This window comes from Streptomyces sp. NPDC052225 (assembly GCF_040679615.1).
GTDB lineage: Bacteria > Actinomycetota > Actinomycetes > Streptomycetales > Streptomycetaceae > Streptomyces.
Genome location: NZ_JBFAVD010000039.1, coordinates 17704 through 32938 on the forward strand (window position 1 = coordinate 17704; position 15235 = coordinate 32938).

Consider the following 15235-nt stretch of genomic DNA (forward strand, 5'->3'; position numbering starts at 1 on the left):
GGCACAGGCGTCGGCGGGATTCGGCGGGCGGGGGCAGTCTGGGATCGCGGTTCGGGGAGGGCCCGGGCCGCGACTCGGATCACGGCGTGCGGGGGCTCCGCGTGCCGGGAGGGGCGTACGACATGAACGAGACGCTGTTGACGGTCGTGGGGAACGTAGCGACGACGCCGGTGTACCGCGAGCTGCCGACCGGGCCGGTGGCACGGTTCCGGCTCGCGGTCACCCCGCGCCACTTCGACAAGGTGCAGAACGCGTGGGTGGACGGGCACACGAACTTCTTCACGGTGTGGGCGCGGGGGATGCTCGGTTCGAACGTGCAGGGGTCGATCGCGATCGGTGAACCGGTCATCGTCCAGGGCCGGTTGAAGGTGCGCGACGAGGAGCGGGGCGGGCAGCACTGGACGTCCGCGGACATCCAGGCGACGGCGGTCGGGCACGATCTCTCGCGCGGCACGTCCGCGTTCCGCCGGGCGGCAAGGAAGGCGCAGGCGGCCGAGGAGCAACGGGCGAGGGACGAGCCGTCGTTCGAGATCGAACCGGCGCCGGTGGGGTGAGCCGGCCGTGCACCGGATGACCGAAGTACGGCTTATTCATTGGTATCCCGGCTTATCCCTTCCTTTTGGCCGGTGCGTGCCGGTGATTTGTCGATAAGCCCAGCTCGGACGCGGTGTCGGCGATAACGATTGCGAGTCGGATCGGTTGCCTGAGGACAGCACTGGGGATCGTGATAGGCCGCTTCCTTAGGATGCCGGGCGTACCTCAAGTAGCTCGTGAAGCAGCTCGTGTAGCTGGTGTAGCTCAAGGGGCCTTTGCGGCCCACGCATTGATCTGCCGGCGGGACACCACCCCCCATGTGTGTGTCATGACGTCCCGCCTGAAGGGAACTACGTGTTTTCTGTGTTCTCACAGGCCGCGCGTCGCGGGCGAGGCACCGCTCGCCTCGCCGCGGCGAGCCTGGTGTCGTCACTCGTGGTGGCCGGCGCGATATCCGGCGCCGCTCCGGCCTCCGCGGACGACGGCGTCCAGGGGCAGGGCGGCGCGAGCGCCACCATCGGCGGCCTTCAGACGTACGGCGCGGCCGAGATCCACGAGGACGGGCGCACCGAGCGGATCTCCGCGGGGCTGTTCCAGATGACGGTCGACGGTGGCGGGATGCTGCAGACGTACTGCATCGACCTGCACAACCCGACCCAGACGGACGCCAAGTACCAGGAGACGTCCTGGAGCGGCACGTCGCTGAGCGGCAACTCCAGTGCGGGCAAGATCCGTTGGATCCTCCAGAACTCGTACCCCCAGGTCAACGATCTCGCGGCGCTCGCCCGCAAGGCCGGGGCCGGCAGCCTGACCGAGCAGGACGCCGCGGCCGGCACGCAGGTCGCCATCTGGCGCTACTCGGACAAGGCCGATGTCGAGGCGGTGAGCGGCGCCGCCGAGAAGCTCGCCGACTACCTGGAGAAGAGCGCCCGCGACCTCGGTGAGCCGCAGGCCTCGCTGAGCCTGTCGCCGCAGGCCGTCTCCGGGCACCCGGGGGAGCGGGTCGGTCCGGTCACGGTGCGGACGAACGCGGAGAGCGTCACCGTGATCCCGCCCGCCGAGGCCGCTGCCGGCGGGGTGGAGGTCGTCGACAGGAAGGGCAGGCCCGTCGAGTCCGCGGCCGACGGCAGCCAGATTTTCTTCGACGTGCCGAAGGACGCGGGGGCGGGTTCCGCCGCGCTGACCGTGCAGGCGTCGACGACCGTGCCGGTCGGCCGCGCCTTCACCTCCGACACCCGCAGCCAGACGCAGATCCTCGCCGGGTCCAGCGAGTCCACGGTCTCCGCGACGGCGACGGCGACCTGGGCGCGGCAGGGTGCACTGCCGGCGCTGACCGCGCGGAAGAACTGCGCGGCGGGCGGTGTGGACATCACGGGGGTGAACAAGGGCGACGAGCCGTTCACCTTCAAGCTGATGGGCACGCGGTACACGATCGAGCCCGGGGCGAAGCGGACGGTGACGATTCCGCTTCAGGAGGACCAGGCGTACGACTTCACGATCAAGGGGCCGCACGGGTTCGAGCAGCGGTTGCGCGGCATCCTCGACTGCCGCACGGTGGCCGCGGCCACGGGCTCCGCCGACGCCGGCCTGCGCACCCAGACCACGACGCAGCCCAGCCCGGCGTCGGTCGGCGGCACGGGCGCCACGGACCTCGCCGAGACCGGCAGCTCGAACGCGACGCCGGTGATCGCGGGCATCGCCATTCTGCTGGTGGTGGCGGGCGGGGCCTCGCTGATCCTGGTCAGGAAGCGGAAGTCGCCGGGGCGGGGCGAGTGAGCTGAGGGTGTCGCGCTGAGCCTTCCCCCGTCCCCCTAGGACGGCTCAGCGTGGTTCGCCGCGCGGCCTGCCGGTCGTGGTCGTGTTCTGGTCGTACCGCGGCCCGTCCGGTAGCCGGCCTGCCGCAGTAGCCCCTCGTGGACGAAGCCGTGCCAGCGCGCCGTGTACGTTGCCCGGCGTGATCACTTCACCTGAATCCGTCGAGAGTCGTGAAGACCTGGCGGCCTTCGTCCAGGCCCTGCGGCGCAGCCACGCTGAGGAGGGCGGTGCGTGGGAGAACGCGGATCTCCCCAGCTTCCTCGACGCCCTGTCCGCCTGGATCGGCGATGCGGACGGCTGGTACCGCAGCACGGGGATCTGACGCACAGCGGATCACTCCTATGTAGATGCTGAACTCCGTCACTCATGTACATGAGTGACATGAAGAAGAGTGCATCACTCCTGTACATGAGTCAACCCGCCGCGACAGATAAGTCACGGCGGGCTGTGAGGAGTTGAGCGAGCGTCAGTCGGCGGCGGGGATTCGGTACTCGAATACGAACTGGTCAGCGGCCATGAGGGTGTCGCACACCTCGACCACACGGCCCTCGGTCGTACGGGCCTCACGGATCAGATGAACCACGGGAGCACCGGGGCTCAACGCCAGTTCGGACGCCTCCGCCTTGGAGGCCGGCCGCGCTTGCAGCGTCTCGACGAACTCCGCGAACTCGTGCCCGTGGTCTTCGAGACGGGCGTAGATGCCGCCACCGCCGGGGTTCTCGGCGAACAGCTCGGGGATGTCCTTCACGACGTCCCACGGGAGGTACGAGGAAGCCGTCTCGACCGGGGTGCCGTTGCGGAAGTAGAGGCGCCGACGCGCGAGGACCTGAGTACCGGCCGCAACTCCGAGACGTTCGGCCGCATCCTCCGGGGCCTCCATGGGCCCGATGTAGAGCACGCTGACCTTTGCCGTGGCGCCGGACTGCGCAGACTCGGCGAGGTAGGCAGCCTTGCCGCCCTGGCGGTGCGAACGGCGGAAGCGATCCGAGGAACGGTGCCGCACCGGCGGCCGGTCCCTCACGATCGAGCCCTTACCGTGCCGGGTCTCCACGAGCCCACTGGCCCGCACCTCAACCATGGCCTTACGGATCGTGCCGCCCGAGACGTTGTAGCGGTCGACCAGCTCCGACTCACTCGGCACCATGTCTCCGGGCTTGAGGACTCCGCCCCTGATCTGCTGAACGATGTCTTCAGCGATCTGCACGTACCGAGGTACGGCCCTCCCCTCTCCAACTGCAGTTTCCATAGTCCTTCTCTTCCTCCTATGCTCCTGTACATGAGTAACAGCGCCCAGGAAGGCCAGTCAACGCCACTGCACTCCGTGTCCGTAGCCGGAGTGGTGGTCCGCGACGACGGCCGACTGCTGGCGATCCGCCGCGCGGACAATGGCCACTGGGAACTCCCCGGCGGTGTGCTCGAACTCGAAGAGACCCCCGAGGCAGGCGTAAGGCGCGAGGTCTGGGAAGAGACCGGCATCCACGTCGAGGTGGACGAGCTGACCGGGGTCTACAAGAACACGACCCGAGGCGTCGTCGCCCTGGTGTTCCGCTGTAAGCCCGCAGGCGGTGTCGAGCGAACGTCGAGCGAGTCGGCGGCAGTTGAGTGGCTCACGCCTGACGAGGTCACGCAGTACATGGCCGAGGTTTACTCAATCCGGCTCCTGGACGCCCTAGATGGGGCTGGCCCTCATGTGCGAAGCCACGACGGTCGCCGCCTGACTCCCAACGCAGGCTAGGGCGGGGAGATGGCTGCGTCTCTTGCTCTCAAGTTCGAGCGGCGATCAACGAAGGGCGCCCACAGCGATTTGCGGTTGTGGATTGGCCCGTACCGCCACCGATGCGATTCGTACTACTTCGCCATCGACGAGTCTCCCACTGCGCTGCGGCACCTCGGCGCGAGTCTGGCCCGACTGCTGGATCAGTGGATGGAACAGGTCGACGAGCTGCGAAGTTCAGGAGGCGTCGCCTACCTGCCGTACGACTTCTCGGATCAGTGCACTGCCTGGCTGCGTGTCTCATCGGCAGACGGGTGTGCAGCGAACGTCCAGGCTGGCTGGAGCCTTGTGGAGGCCTGGGGCATCGAACCCTCCAACTACCGTGCAACAGCACCCGAGATCAAGGACTTTGATCCGATCCCCAAGGCCCAGATCGATTGCTCGATGAGCGAACTGATGCAGTGCCTCGTACTCAACCGCGAAGCTCTGGCAGCCACAGGACCGTAGCGCGATAGAACTTTCCCTACTTCATCAAGGCCCGCGCACGGCGCGGGCGCGCGCCACCTCTGCGGCGCGGCCTGCCTCCTGTCTGCGCCCCGGCTGGCCGCGCCCGGCGGCGAGCTCGGCGGCTGCGGGCAGAAGTGGGGAGACACCCTCTGTGGCTGGGGCGGTCGGCTCCACGGCTTTAGGCAGCCACTTTGGGGCGAGCCTCTAAGATCATGGCCCCAACGTCGTGCTTTAACGGGCAGGTCCACAGATTGCCCGACTCGCCGGAAGCTTACGGGGCCATGATCACTCGCCCCAAAGCAGCTCCAGCCCAAAGCCGCTCCGCCGACCTGCGTCGCTGGCACTAGCACGTACACACAAAAGCGGATGAAACGCCCGGCGTTCTTGTTGCTCAAGGCATGATCTCTGCGCACATCGACCGGATGCTCGTATCTGTTGCCTAGCCGATGCCAAACTGATCGCATGCAGGACAACTACTTCTCGCTCACCCGTGTCCGGCTGCGGCACTACAGGAGCATCGCGGCAGCCAACGTTGAGTTGGGTCGCCTCCTACTGCTCGTTGGCCCTAACGGCTCAGGAAAGAGCAACTTTCTGGACGCCCTAAGGCTCGTATCTGAGTCCCTGCAGACTTCCTTGGACCAAGCACTGCGCACGCGCGGGGGAGTCTCTGAGGTTAGGCGCCGCTCCACAGGGCATCCCACCCACTTCTCGATCGATCTATCCTTCGAGTCCCCTGATTTTTCGGGCGAGTACGGCTTCGAGGTGGGCGCCGTCAAGGGCCTTGGATATCGAATCTCCAAAGAATACTGCACTGTTTGGAGTGAACCTCGAGACGAGGATGGGCCACTCCCTGCGCGTGCTCATTTCCGGGTTGAGAGTGGAAAACTAACCGAACACAGCGAGCCCGTGATGCCGCCAGCGACCGAACAGCGCCTTTATCTGGTCTCCGCAGCCGGACTGGAAGTGTTTCGCCCAGTTTTTGATGGACTTGCTGGCATGAGCGTATTTAGCTTGAACCCTGACGTGATACGACAGCCACAAACCCCGGACGCTGGAGACTTCCTCCACCGCGACGGATCCAATATCGCCAGTGTGCTGCACCGCCTAGAACGCAGTCAGCGCGGTCGGCAAGATAAGGCGCGAATTGAAAGCTACCTGCAGAATATTGTGCCAGGGATGCATGGGGTTTCGCGCTCTGAACTTGGAAACTGGGAAACCTTGGTATTCAATCAAGATGTCCCGGGTTCAAAGAATCCGTGGCGGTTCCAAGCTCAATCTGTTTCCGATGGCACATTGCGTGCACTAGGTGTCCTGGTTTCCCTATTTGCAGGCACGGGATCTACTCTCAGTACAGTCGGAATCGAAGAACCGGAAAGTGCATTGCACCCAGCGGCGGCCGGTGTCTTGCTTGATGCGCTGCGTGATGCAAGTGAACGTCGCCAGGTGATCGTCACCAGCCACAGCCCTGATCTGCTAGATCGAGACGACTTCAACCTGAAGGAAATCCGTGCAGTTCGCTCCATCGCCGGAGAAACGCGAATCGGCGAGTTGGATGAAGCCGGGGCATTGGCCCTTCGTGAGCACCTATACACGCCAGGAGAGCTCCTTCGTAACGACCAGCTTCTTCCCGGAGTCGCATCGTGACCCAAGCTCCAATCCTGGCTCCCATCGTCGAAGGACATGGTGAAGTTGCAGCCGTACGACAGCTGATCAGTTTGATCGGAGAGAAACACGGCGTTTGGATCGAAGTGGCCCAACCGTTCAGGCTCGACTCAGGGAAAATGAGGAAGCCTGAAGAGCTGGAAAAGGCAATCCGCCTGCAAGAGGCTAGGGTTAGAGCTCGAAAAGGTGGAGTTCTGATTTTGCGTGACGGTGACGACAGTGACATTCGCTGCCCGGTTGAGCTGGCTAAGCTGATAGCTCCAGATGCGGGGAGATTCTCCGTTTCCGTGGAGGTCGTGATCGCTTATCACGAGTATGAAACGTGGTTTCTTGCCTCCATGGAATCCGTTCGGGAGCATCCATCTGTCCGTGACGATGCGACTACTCCATCAGATCCGGAAAAAAGAAGAAGCGCCAAGAGCCAGTTGGAGTCCATGATGCATGAATCCTATAGGGAGACCTTGCATCAAGCGAAATTCTCATCACTGATTGACTTGGCCGCGGCATCTGAAAAGAGTCGCTCGTTTCGAAGAATGGTCCATGCTGTCGAGAAGCTGAGCGGATTGGCCCCCTAGACCCCGAGGTCGGGGAGCCAGGCACTCGATCGGTCCGCGGCGTGGCGAGCGTGGCAGGGTCCGGGGTGGGAGGTGACCACCTCGGGCCGCCTTTGGGCCGTCCTAGGCCGCTCAGTAGTGACCTACGGCGACCGGTGACGCAGGTCCTTAAGCGACGCTCCCAGGTCAACCTGCGATGGGGAGCGGCTCGTGGCGGTGCCAGAGCAGATACCGATCCTCGCGGCGCAGTTCCGCAGAACCCCACTCAATGCGCATGACACCCTGCTCCATAGAGCAGGCGTAAGCGACGAGGACGAGTTGCACGCCTTCGGGGAGTAGCTCCAGGTCTGGGTGTATCTCGGAGTCGTCAAGTTCTCCCCAGTCCAGGTCGAATGCTGGCTGTAGGGGAGTCGGGCCGTGGCGTCGGATCAGGTCCGCTCGAAAGCCTGTGGCCCGACGGAGGCGTGCAGCCGTGACAGGCACGTCCTTCTTCGCGTAGCGGAGGGGGTAAATCAGGTGGCTGCGGACGAGCATCATCGTGCGTCCTTGCAGACGCACCGGTTCCCCGAGTCCGGAGATGCCGGCAGCCAGTTCCTCGTATTGCACCGCGTAGAGTCCGTGTCCGTAGGCTTCGAGCGTCTGGGTGTGCACACCCTCCTGCCCGGTGCGTGCTCGATCATGGGCCCGGACCAGGCAGGCCGGGATAATATCGGCCAGTTCGCTGGCTATGTCCCCTAAGGTCTCGCGTGCCCACTGACTGGCTGAACCCACAACGTACCGCCCTTCCCTGGTGGTCTTGCAGGCACCGAGCACCGTCCACCTAAACCGTGCTGCGTCCAGGCGAGTCACACAAGGTCGCAACCAGCGCACAAAAGGAGCGCACACCACCTGACGAGGGTTCACCGCACTTACCTGCTCGCGTTCCAACAGCAGCAGACGTCCTCCCGGCCCGATCGCTCGCGGTGACGGCAATCCTGACGGCAACGACTGCGGACGACAGCAGCATCCAGCAGTCCAGCACGGTGCCTGCGTAGGCCCATAAGGTCGTCCTACCGGGACTTGCCCGCATCTTCTAAGCGCGTGCTCGCAGATTTGAGCCTTGCCAGCGGGTACGGCTGCGCATGTGGACCTGCGTCGATTCCCCGTCGCCGATCGGGGCGTTGGACAGCAGTGAGGGAGGACACCGGATGCTCACCGGAACCCTCCCTCGTTCACGCCTTGGTCGACTAGGTAAATGCTGATGCCTGCAGCCGAGGCCCCTCGTCGCCGCGTTCCCGGCTGGTGGAGTCGCCCTGAGGCAACCGCTGGCCGCGGCTTGCCGCAACTCTGAGAGTTGTCCTCAGCGCTCCCGCCAGGTCCCTCGCCACCAGGCGCAAATCGCTCGGCGTCACCTTTTCTTCAGCGAGCAGTCCTTCTGCCTGGTCCAGGACTTCAGCAGCCAACCCCAAGTGGATGGCTTCGGTGTTGTCGGCCAGGCGGGACAAGTAGCTGTTGGCGTTGTCGGTGCTCAAGTAGCAGGGCTGGCCGTCCGGTCCCGACCAGGGGAGGAGCCGCAGCTCGCTTGGCGTCGTCATCCTTCCCTCCTGTTCTCTGCTGGTACGGCGCGGGTGACGAAGTACGCGTCTGCGCGGTGGCTGGGGAGGACTAGGAGCGCTGCCTCGACTACGCGTCCCGTGTTGTCGATTGCTACGCGGGTGATGTCGAGCACTGCGAGTGTGGAGCTGATCCGAAGCACTTCTGCTTCCTCGTACGTCGGTAGGCGGGCTGTAAGGCGTTCTCGGATTTCCGTCAGCGGCGAGTAGGGCTCTGCCGGCCGCGTTCCGAAGGCCTGACACGAAGGCGCCTCGCAGGGCAGGTCCTTCGGCGGCAGATCGCACGGCACGTAGATCCGGGCCAGGCTGTGCGGGGAAGACCCGTCGTTGTGGATACACAGGAACTGAGATAGTTGTGTGTTGGGAGGCACCCGCAGCAGGGGGACGAGTTGCCCCTGCGCCGGTAGCCGGGTAGTGCGGACGGTGACCCGGAGCCCCGGGCCAACTTGGCTGGCCTCGAATGGCATTCGGGTCCCACCTGCGTACGTGCGACGGTGGGACGCACGACCGATGAAGTTCCCCTTGCCGTGGGCCTTCTCGACAAGCCCTTCGCTTTGGAGGAGGGCCAGAGCGCCCCGCAGCGTCGATGTGCTCACCCCGTAGCGGGAAGCGAGGATGGCTTCTGACGGGAGGCGTTCGCCTGCTTTGAGTTGGCCGGCCGCGATCTGAGTTCGGATGTCGTCGGCGATGGTTTGGCGACGGGAGGGCACGGTCTCAGTCACCGCCCTCTCAGCATGCGGAGAGCGATCAGTCGAGTCCGCGAACCCATGGTCAGGAGTTCGCCCGACTCGAACCGGACCTGCTTGGCGCCTCCTGGAAGTTGGATGAGATCGACTACTCGGTGCGGGCTTCCGCCGACATTGATGACGTCCTGGCGGCGGATGTTGGTAACGGTGATCTCGACCGGAACAGCCACCGTTCCAGTCGGGGCCCACCGCCTCACCGGGCTACCTCCGGCGTATTGCCCCCGACGGCCACCGCATGGCAATCACAGCTGCACGTCTCGTAGATGACAGGCGCGTCGATCGCGAATGCGGTGGGCGAGGACTGCGCACAAGTGCCGTGCCTACCGACCATGCAGGCACTCGACTTGTAGGGGACGGGGGTCGCATGGGAGACGCCAGGGGGCTTGCCCAGTGACATCAGAAGGCCCCTTTCCACAGGGACCTCAAAGATGAAGCACGCCGGGCACCCACGTAGCGGGTGGATCTGCGAGTACGGTTGAACACGCGGATCAGCTCCTATCGCTGACTGCCAGGCCCCCGGACCCCACCCGTCGCGGGGGTCTCTGTATGTACGGCGGCCCATAGCGTGCGGCCGTTGACGCTGTTGGCCAGGAGCCCGAATCGGTCGGCCTCCGCCACTGCTTCCAGGGCCTCCCGCCACCTCTCGGCGGGGAGGGAATCCGGGACCTCCGCTTCGATCGCCAGGTGACGGGCGTGCTCTGTCACGCGGGGGGTGAGGCCGAGCGCGGTCAGGCGGGCCGCGATGCCCTCGGCGCCTGCACCCGAAGCAGCAGACACAGCTCCGCCCCCGTCACTCGTCAATTACTCTCGGTCAAGCTAGTTAACTAGATTAGAGCTAGTGGACTAGATTTTCCATATGCCTGAGCAGCCGCCGTACCTCCGCATTGCTGACGTGCTCCGGCGTCGGATCGCGGATGAGGAATGGGCGCCGGGGGACCGGCTTCCCTCTCGCGCCCAGATCGCCGAAGAGTGCGGCGTCGGTGAGAACGTGATCCGCCGGGCTCAGGAGTTGCTGATCTCCCAAGGCGTGCTTGAGGGGCGGGCTGGGTCCGGGACGTACGTCGCCGCACCCCGTCAGCGCGTCCGCGTTGTCCGATCCTCTGCGCGTGAGCAGCCCAGCGGGTCGCCGTTCCGCGCGGACATGAAGGCCGTGGGCAAGCAAGGTGACTGGGAGAGTCGTACCGAAGCCAAGGTGCCGGCGCCCGCCGACATCGCGAGGCGGCTCGGCATTGCCGAAGGTGATCTCTGCGTCCGCACCGTGTACGAGTTCCTCGCTGATGGTCGCCCCGCGCAGTTGTCGACCAGCTGGGAGCCGTACGACCTCACCGCCGGCACTCTCGTCGTCCTCCCCGAGGGCGGACCGCACGCTGGGGTCGGTGTCGTGAACCGGATGGCGGAGATCGGGGTTGTCGTCACCCACGCCGTGGAGCAGCCGGAGCCGAGGCAGGCCTCCGCCGAGGAAGCGTCGTTGCTGGGCATCCAGAAGGCCGCGCTCGTCACCCACATCCGGCGGACGTACTACAGCGGCCAAGGGAGGCCCGTGGAGACCGCGGACATCGTGGTGCCCGCCGCCCTGTGCGAGATCGTTTACGAGATCCCGGTCGATCCGAATCCTCGCTAGGGTCCGGGGCCTGCGCGCCAAGTAGGTTCTAGCGCGTGACCTCATCGCCTCAATCCGTCGACAGTCGTGAAGACCTGGCGGCCTTCGTTCGTTCCCTCCTTCGCAGCTATGCCGAGGAGGGGAGTACGTGGGAGAACGCGGATCTCCCCAGCTTCCTGGAGGCCCTGTCCGCCTGGATCGACGACGCGGACGGTTGGTACGGCAACACCGGCCGTGAGTTGCCAGCCGACGGTGACTGGCGGTTCTTCGCGCGGGCTCTGCGGGCGGCGACCGTCTACGAGTGATCCCGGAGTCCGCGTCGCATGGGTGCGGATCGTCGTCACGAAGATCATTCCTGGGCCGTCTCTGGGCCGTCCAACGTCAGCCAAGGTCGACAAACAGCGACCGACAGTGACAGACCCGCTACGGCCGTCCACCCCGAACCCCCAGCTCAGGGCCACCCCTTGATACTGGTTTCCGCCTAGCAGTAGCCATGCGGCAAGATGGGGTGTATCTGCCCTCATGCGGTGGAGCCGCGTTTCGCGGGGCCCCTCGCTGCCACACTTCGACTGCCGGACGGTTTCTCTTGGCTGAGTTCATCTACACCATGCGCAAGACGCGCAAGGCGCACGGCGACAAGGTGATCCTCGATGACGTCACCCTGAACTTCCTGCCGGGGGCGAAGATCGGCGTCGTCGGTCCGAACGGTGCCGGTAAGTCGACCGTGCTGAAGATCATGGCGGGTATCGAGCAGCCGTCGAACGGCGACGCGTTCATCACGCCCGGCTTCAGCGTCGGCATCCTCATGCAGGAGCCGAAGCTCGACGAGTCGAAGACCGTCCTGGAGAACGTGCAGGACGGCGCGGCCGAGATCATGGGCAAGCTCAAGCGCTTCAACGAGGTCGCCGAGCTCATGGCCACCGACTACTCCGACGCGCTGATGGAGGAGATGGGCAAGCTCCAGGAGGACCTCGACCACGCCGACGCGTGGGACCTCGACGGTCAGCTGGAGCAGGCGATGGACGCGCTGGGCTGCCCGCCCGGCGACTGGCCCGTCACCAACCTCTCCGGTGGTGAGAAGAGGCGTGTGGCGCTGTGCAAGCTGCTCATCGAGGCGCCTGACCTGCTGCTCCTCGACGAGCCCACCAACCACCTCGACGCCGAGTCCGTGAACTGGCTGGAGCAGCACCTGGCCCAGTACAAGGGCGCCGTCGTGGCCGTCACCCACGACCGGTACTTCCTCGACAACGTCGCCGAGTGGATCCTCGAACTCGACCGCGGCCGCGCGATTCCGTACCAGGGCAACTACTCCACGTACCTGGAGAAGAAGTCCGAGCGCCTCAAGGTCGAGGGCAAGAAGGACGAGAAGCGGCAGAAGCGGCTCAAGGAAGAGCTCGAGTGGGTGCGGTCCAACGCCAAGGGGCGCCAGACCAAGTCCAAGTCGCGTCTCGCGCGCTACGAGGAGATGGCCGCCGAGGCCGAGAAGATGCGGAAGCTGGACTTCGAGGAGATCCAGATCCCGCCGGGCCCGCGTCTGGGCAGCATCGTCGTCGAGGTCGAGAACCTCGGCAAGGCCTTCGGTGACAAGGTGCTCATCGATGACCTGAGCTTCTCGCTGCCGCGCAACGGCATCGTGGGTGTCATCGGTCCCAACGGTGCCGGTAAGACCACCCTGTTCAAGATGATCCAGGGCCTTGAGACCCCGGACTCCGGCTCCATCAAGGTCGGCGAGACCGTCAAGATCTCGTACGTCGACCAGGGCCGCGCGAACATCGACCCGAAGAAGACCCTGTGGGCGGTCGTCTCCGACGAGCTCGACTACATCAATGTCGGGCAGGTCGAGATGCCGTCGCGGGCTTACGTCTCCGCGTTCGGCTTCAAGGGCCCGGACCAGCAGAAGCCGGCCGGAGTGCTCTCCGGTGGTGAGCGCAACCGCCTCAACCTCGCGCTCACCCTCAAGCAGGGCGGCAACCTGCTGCTCCTCGACGAGCCGACGAACGACCTCGACGTGGAGACGCTCTCCTCCCTGGAGAACGCGCTGCTGGAGTTCCCCGGTGCGGCCGTGGTCGTCTCCCACGACCGCTGGTTCCTGGACCGGGTGGCCACGCACATCCTCGCGTACGAGGGTGACTCCAAGTGGTTCTGGTTCGAGGGCAACTTCGAGTCGTACGAGAAGAACAAGATCGAGCGGCTCGGCCCGGACGCCGCGCGTCCGCACCGCGCCACCTACAAGAAGCTGACCCGCGGCTGATGGCTCGCCACGTATACGCCTGCCCCCTGCGCTGGGCGGACATGGACGCGTACGGACACGTCAACAATGTCGTGTTCCTCCGGTATCTGGAGGAAGCTCGTATCGACTTCCTGTTCCGCCCGGACAAGGACTTCCAGCAGGGGTCTGTCGTGGCACGCCATGAGATCGACTACAAGCGGCAGTTGGTGCACCGGCACCGTCCCGTCGACATCGAGATGTGGGTGACCGAGGTGCGAGCCGCCTCGTTCACGCTCACCTACGAGGTCAAGGACGAGGACGTCGTGTACGTGCGCGCCTCGACGGTCATAGTGCCGTTCGACTTCGAGGCGCAGCGGCCCCGGCGGATCACCGCGGAGGAGCGGGAGTTCCTGGACGAGTACCGGGACGACGCCGATACGGACCGTGCCGCGGGGGCGCTCGCGGCATGAGTTCGCCCGTGCTGTATTTCGCCGATGCCGGGGAGGCGGCGGACCTCGCCGCCTTCCTGGGCCGGCTGCTGCACTACGACAAGGCGGCCGCCGTACGGCTGCAGGCGCAGGCCGGTGGGCAGGCGCTCGCGGTGTTCGGGCGGCCGCCCTCGTTCGAGGTGCTGGCCGTGCGGACGGCGCGGCTGCTGAAGCCGTTCGAGGACGGGATCGAGGACGCGCTCGATGTCACCGTCTCCGCCGGGGAGTTGCTCGACGCCATCGACGAAGCGGGGGCGAGCGCCGTCGTGCCGGCCGCCGTGACCGGGCCGCCGTGGGCCGGGATGCTGCCGCCCCGCGGGGGCTGGGAGCGGGTGGCCGGGTTCCCGGACACCGGGGCGCTGCGCGGGCTCGTGCAGGCCGCCGTCGCCGAATTCCGGTCCCGCGTCGAGGAGTTGGCTCCGGACGCCCGTACGCGCGGCGAACTCGACCGGATCGGGCGGGAGATCTGGTCGCGGGAGATCGCCGGGACCGGGGTGCCGGTGCGGATCGCGCACGCGGCGGTCTCGCTCGGGTTCCTGCGCGGCGACGCCGTCGATCTGTTCGCGTCCGGGGCGTGGGTGCGGCTGCGGGCCCCGTACGGGTCCGTTGCCCTGCGGCGGGCTTCCTCCGGGCTCGGCGGGCTTTCCGTGCTGCCCCGCTGAGTACTCAGCGTTCCTGGTCGTCCGGCCAGATCTGGATGTGGTCCTCCTCCAGTTCCAGGAGCACGCGGTCGCGCATGCGCAGCGACTCCGTGTACTCCGTGGGGAGTTGGAGCCGGCCCGCCCGGTCCAGCATCGCGTACTCGCGCGAGACCACGGACTCCTGGCCCGTCGTCGCGTCCACCTGCCGGTGGCGCAGCACCTCCGTCGACGTACGGCCGTCGCGGATCGCCACCGTGCGGCGGACCTCGCTCGCCACCGTCTGGTCGTGGGTGACGATGACGACCGTCGTGCCCAACTCCTCGTTCGCCGTGCGGAACGCGGCGAAGATCTGCTCGCCGGTGTGCGAGTCGAGTTCGCCGGTGGGCTCGTCGGCGAGCAGCACCTTCGGTTCGTTGGCGAGGGCCACCGCTATGGCCACGCGCTGCTGTTGGCCGCCGGACATCTGCTGCGGGCGGCGGTCGTGGCAGTCCGCTACGCCGAGCATGGTCAGGAGTTGCTTGGCGCGCTCTGCCTTTGTTGAGCGGCGGGTCTTTCCCCGCAACTGCATCGGTAGCGCCACGTTCTGAGCTGCCGTCAGGTACGGGAGGAGGTTGCGGGCCGTCTGCTGCCAGACGAAGCCGACCGCCTCGCGGCGGTAGCGCAGGCGGTCCTTCGCGCCCATCGCCAGGAGGTCGTAGCCGGCCACCTTCGCCGCGCCCGCCGTGGGTTCGTCCAGGCCCGCCAGGATGTTCATGAGGGTTGATTTTCCGCTGCCGGACGCGCCCACCAGCGCCATCAACTCGCCGTTCTGGACCAGGAGGTCGAGGCCCTGGAGCGCCTGGACCTCCACGCCGTCCGTCGTGAAGATGCGGACGAGTCTGTCGCAGGTGATCAGGGCGTCGTGGCCGTAGGCGGGGCGGTCTCGGTGGGCTGTGGCGCGTTCTTCGAGGTCGGCCAGGGTGGGGGCCGGGGTGGGAGTGTGCGGCGCCTCCGGTGTCATGGTTCTCTTCTCCGTTTCCCGGTTGTTCTTCGGCTGGCTGTGGGGGAGGGCTGGAGTCTTTGGGGTCGCCCCCTCCTCCCCTTCCCGTCCCGATCCCCGGGGGCTTCGCCCCCGGACCCCCATTGGATTGCGGTTTCTTGCGTGCGGATTGTTCGTGGTTGCTCGCGCCGGTC

18 protein-coding genes are annotated in these 15235 nt (G+C 66.0%); 12 read left to right on the top strand and 6 right to left on the bottom strand.

The features are described 5' to 3' along the window. Positions 1–122: 122 nt before the first annotated feature. From AB0L37_RS35245 to AB0L37_RS35255, 3 genes are all read left to right on the top strand, one after another. Positions 123–554: a single-stranded DNA-binding protein gene (locus tag AB0L37_RS35245; protein WP_365515101.1), complete on the top strand. Its 432-nt coding sequence runs from the start codon at positions 123–125 to the stop codon at positions 552–554. A gap of 343 nt (positions 555–897) precedes the next feature. Beyond that, the gene (locus AB0L37_RS35250) at positions 898–2310 is read left to right on the top strand and encodes a Cys-Gln thioester bond-forming surface protein (protein WP_365515199.1); all 1413 of its coding nucleotides are present in this window, start codon (positions 898–900) and stop codon (positions 2308–2310) included. Positions 2311–2488: 178 nt separating this feature from the next. After that, on the top strand, positions 2489–2671 hold the full coding sequence (locus AB0L37_RS35255; protein ID WP_365515104.1) for a hypothetical protein: 183 nt from the start codon (positions 2489–2491) through the stop codon (positions 2669–2671). A 144-nt stretch (positions 2672–2815) separates the two neighbouring features. Here AB0L37_RS35255 and AB0L37_RS35260 read toward each other — a convergent pair whose 3' ends face one another. Continuing rightward, a complete protein-coding gene (locus AB0L37_RS35260) occupies positions 2816–3595 on the bottom strand; it encodes a GntR family transcriptional regulator (protein WP_365515107.1) in 780 nt (259 codons plus the stop codon). An 18-nt stretch (positions 3596–3613) separates the two neighbouring features. Here AB0L37_RS35260 and AB0L37_RS35265 point away from each other — a divergent pair, with 18 nt between their 5' ends. The 4 genes from AB0L37_RS35265 (at position 3614) to AB0L37_RS35280 (ending at position 6807) form a co-directional block, all read left to right on the top strand. Then, positions 3614–4084 (top strand): NUDIX domain-containing protein, encoded by a 471-nt coding sequence (locus tag AB0L37_RS35265; RefSeq protein ID WP_365515110.1) that lies wholly within the window; start codon positions 3614–3616, stop codon positions 4082–4084. A 9-nt stretch (positions 4085–4093) separates the two neighbouring features. Then, positions 4094–4570, top strand: a complete 477-nt coding sequence (locus AB0L37_RS35270) for a hypothetical protein (protein WP_365515112.1) — start codon at positions 4094–4096, stop codon at positions 4568–4570. Positions 4571–5032: 462 nt separating this feature from the next. After that, positions 5033–6214: an AAA family ATPase gene (locus tag AB0L37_RS35275; RefSeq protein ID WP_365515115.1), complete on the top strand. Its 1182-nt coding sequence runs from the start codon at positions 5033–5035 to the stop codon at positions 6212–6214. Further along, positions 6211–6807: a DUF4276 family protein gene (locus tag AB0L37_RS35280; RefSeq protein WP_365515118.1), complete on the top strand. Its 597-nt coding sequence runs from the start codon at positions 6211–6213 to the stop codon at positions 6805–6807. Before AB0L37_RS35275 ends, AB0L37_RS35280 begins: the two co-directional genes overlap by 4 nt. Positions 6808–6972: 165 nt before the next feature. Here the strand turns inward: AB0L37_RS35280 and AB0L37_RS35285 are convergent, their stop codons facing one another. The 4 genes from AB0L37_RS35285 to AB0L37_RS35300 form a co-directional block, all read right to left on the bottom strand. Next, a complete protein-coding gene (locus tag AB0L37_RS35285) occupies positions 6973–7557 on the bottom strand; it encodes a hypothetical protein (protein ID WP_365515121.1) in 585 nt (194 codons plus the stop codon). 455 nt (positions 7558–8012) lie between these two features. Then, positions 8013–8360, bottom strand: a complete 348-nt coding sequence (locus AB0L37_RS35290) for a hypothetical protein (RefSeq protein WP_365515123.1) — start codon at positions 8358–8360, stop codon at positions 8013–8015. Beyond that, entirely contained in the window at positions 8357–9313 is a 957-nt protein-coding gene (locus tag AB0L37_RS35295) for a GntR family transcriptional regulator (RefSeq protein ID WP_365515126.1), read from the bottom strand. The genes AB0L37_RS35290 and AB0L37_RS35295 overlap by 4 nt, the downstream gene beginning before the upstream one ends. A 306-nt stretch (positions 9314–9619) precedes the next feature. After that, positions 9620–9901 carry a hypothetical protein gene (locus AB0L37_RS35300; protein WP_365515129.1) on the bottom strand — a complete coding sequence of 94 codons (282 nt, stop codon included), beginning with the start codon at positions 9899–9901 and terminating at the stop codon, positions 9620–9622. Between the two features lie 79 nt (positions 9902–9980). Here AB0L37_RS35300 and AB0L37_RS35305 point away from each other — a divergent pair, with 79 nt between their 5' ends. The 5 genes from AB0L37_RS35305 (at position 9981) to AB0L37_RS35325 (ending at position 14083) form a co-directional block, all read left to right on the top strand. Then, positions 9981–10745: a GntR family transcriptional regulator gene (locus AB0L37_RS35305; RefSeq protein WP_365515131.1), complete on the top strand. Its 765-nt coding sequence runs from the start codon at positions 9981–9983 to the stop codon at positions 10743–10745. Between the two features lie 35 nt (positions 10746–10780). Continuing rightward, the gene (locus tag AB0L37_RS35310) at positions 10781–11029 is read left to right on the top strand and encodes a hypothetical protein (protein ID WP_365515133.1); all 249 of its coding nucleotides are present in this window, start codon (positions 10781–10783) and stop codon (positions 11027–11029) included. Between the two features lie 281 nt (positions 11030–11310). Then, complete coding sequence (gene ettA, locus AB0L37_RS35315; RefSeq protein WP_365515136.1) at positions 11311–12975, top strand: energy-dependent translational throttle protein EttA; 1665 nt, start codon at positions 11311–11313, stop codon at positions 12973–12975. Beyond that, entirely contained in the window at positions 12975–13403 is a 429-nt protein-coding gene (locus AB0L37_RS35320; protein ID WP_365515139.1) for a thioesterase family protein, read from the top strand. The genes ettA and AB0L37_RS35320 overlap by 1 nt, the downstream gene beginning before the upstream one ends. After that, complete coding sequence (locus tag AB0L37_RS35325) at positions 13400–14083, top strand: hypothetical protein (RefSeq protein ID WP_365515142.1); 684 nt, start codon at positions 13400–13402, stop codon at positions 14081–14083. Before AB0L37_RS35320 ends, AB0L37_RS35325 begins: the two co-directional genes overlap by 4 nt. Before the next feature lie 4 nt (positions 14084–14087). Here the strand turns inward: AB0L37_RS35325 and AB0L37_RS35330 are convergent, their stop codons facing one another. Further along, positions 14088–15062: an ABC transporter ATP-binding protein gene (locus AB0L37_RS35330; RefSeq protein WP_365515145.1), complete on the bottom strand. Its 975-nt coding sequence runs from the start codon at positions 15060–15062 to the stop codon at positions 14088–14090. Positions 15063–15235: the final 173 nt, after the last annotated feature.

Bases quoted from the DNA above. Each gene is read 5' to 3' on its own strand.
- AB0L37_RS35245 (WP_365515101.1), top strand. From the start codon at position 123: ATGAACGAGACGCTGTTGACGGTCGTGGGGAACGTAGCGACGACGCCG.
- AB0L37_RS35260 (WP_365515107.1), bottom strand. From the start codon at position 3,595: ATGGAAACTGCAGTTGGAGAGGGGAGGGCCGTACCTCGGTACGTGCAG.
- AB0L37_RS35265 (WP_365515110.1), top strand. From the start codon at position 3,614: ATGCTCCTGTACATGAGTAACAGCGCCCAGGAAGGCCAGTCAACGCCA.
- AB0L37_RS35270 (WP_365515112.1), top strand. From the start codon at position 4,094: ATGGCTGCGTCTCTTGCTCTCAAGTTCGAGCGGCGATCAACGAAGGGC.
- AB0L37_RS35275 (WP_365515115.1), top strand. From the start codon at position 5,033: ATGCAGGACAACTACTTCTCGCTCACCCGTGTCCGGCTGCGGCACTAC.
- AB0L37_RS35290 (WP_365515123.1), bottom strand. From the start codon at position 8,360: ATGACGACGCCAAGCGAGCTGCGGCTCCTCCCCTGGTCGGGACCGGAC.
- AB0L37_RS35305 (WP_365515131.1), top strand. From the start codon at position 9,981: ATGCCTGAGCAGCCGCCGTACCTCCGCATTGCTGACGTGCTCCGGCGT.
- AB0L37_RS35320 (WP_365515139.1), top strand. From the start codon at position 12,975: ATGGCTCGCCACGTATACGCCTGCCCCCTGCGCTGGGCGGACATGGAC.
- AB0L37_RS35325 (WP_365515142.1), top strand. From the start codon at position 13,400: ATGAGTTCGCCCGTGCTGTATTTCGCCGATGCCGGGGAGGCGGCGGAC.
- AB0L37_RS35330 (WP_365515145.1), bottom strand. From the start codon at position 15,062: ATGACACCGGAGGCGCCGCACACTCCCACCCCGGCCCCCACCCTGGCC.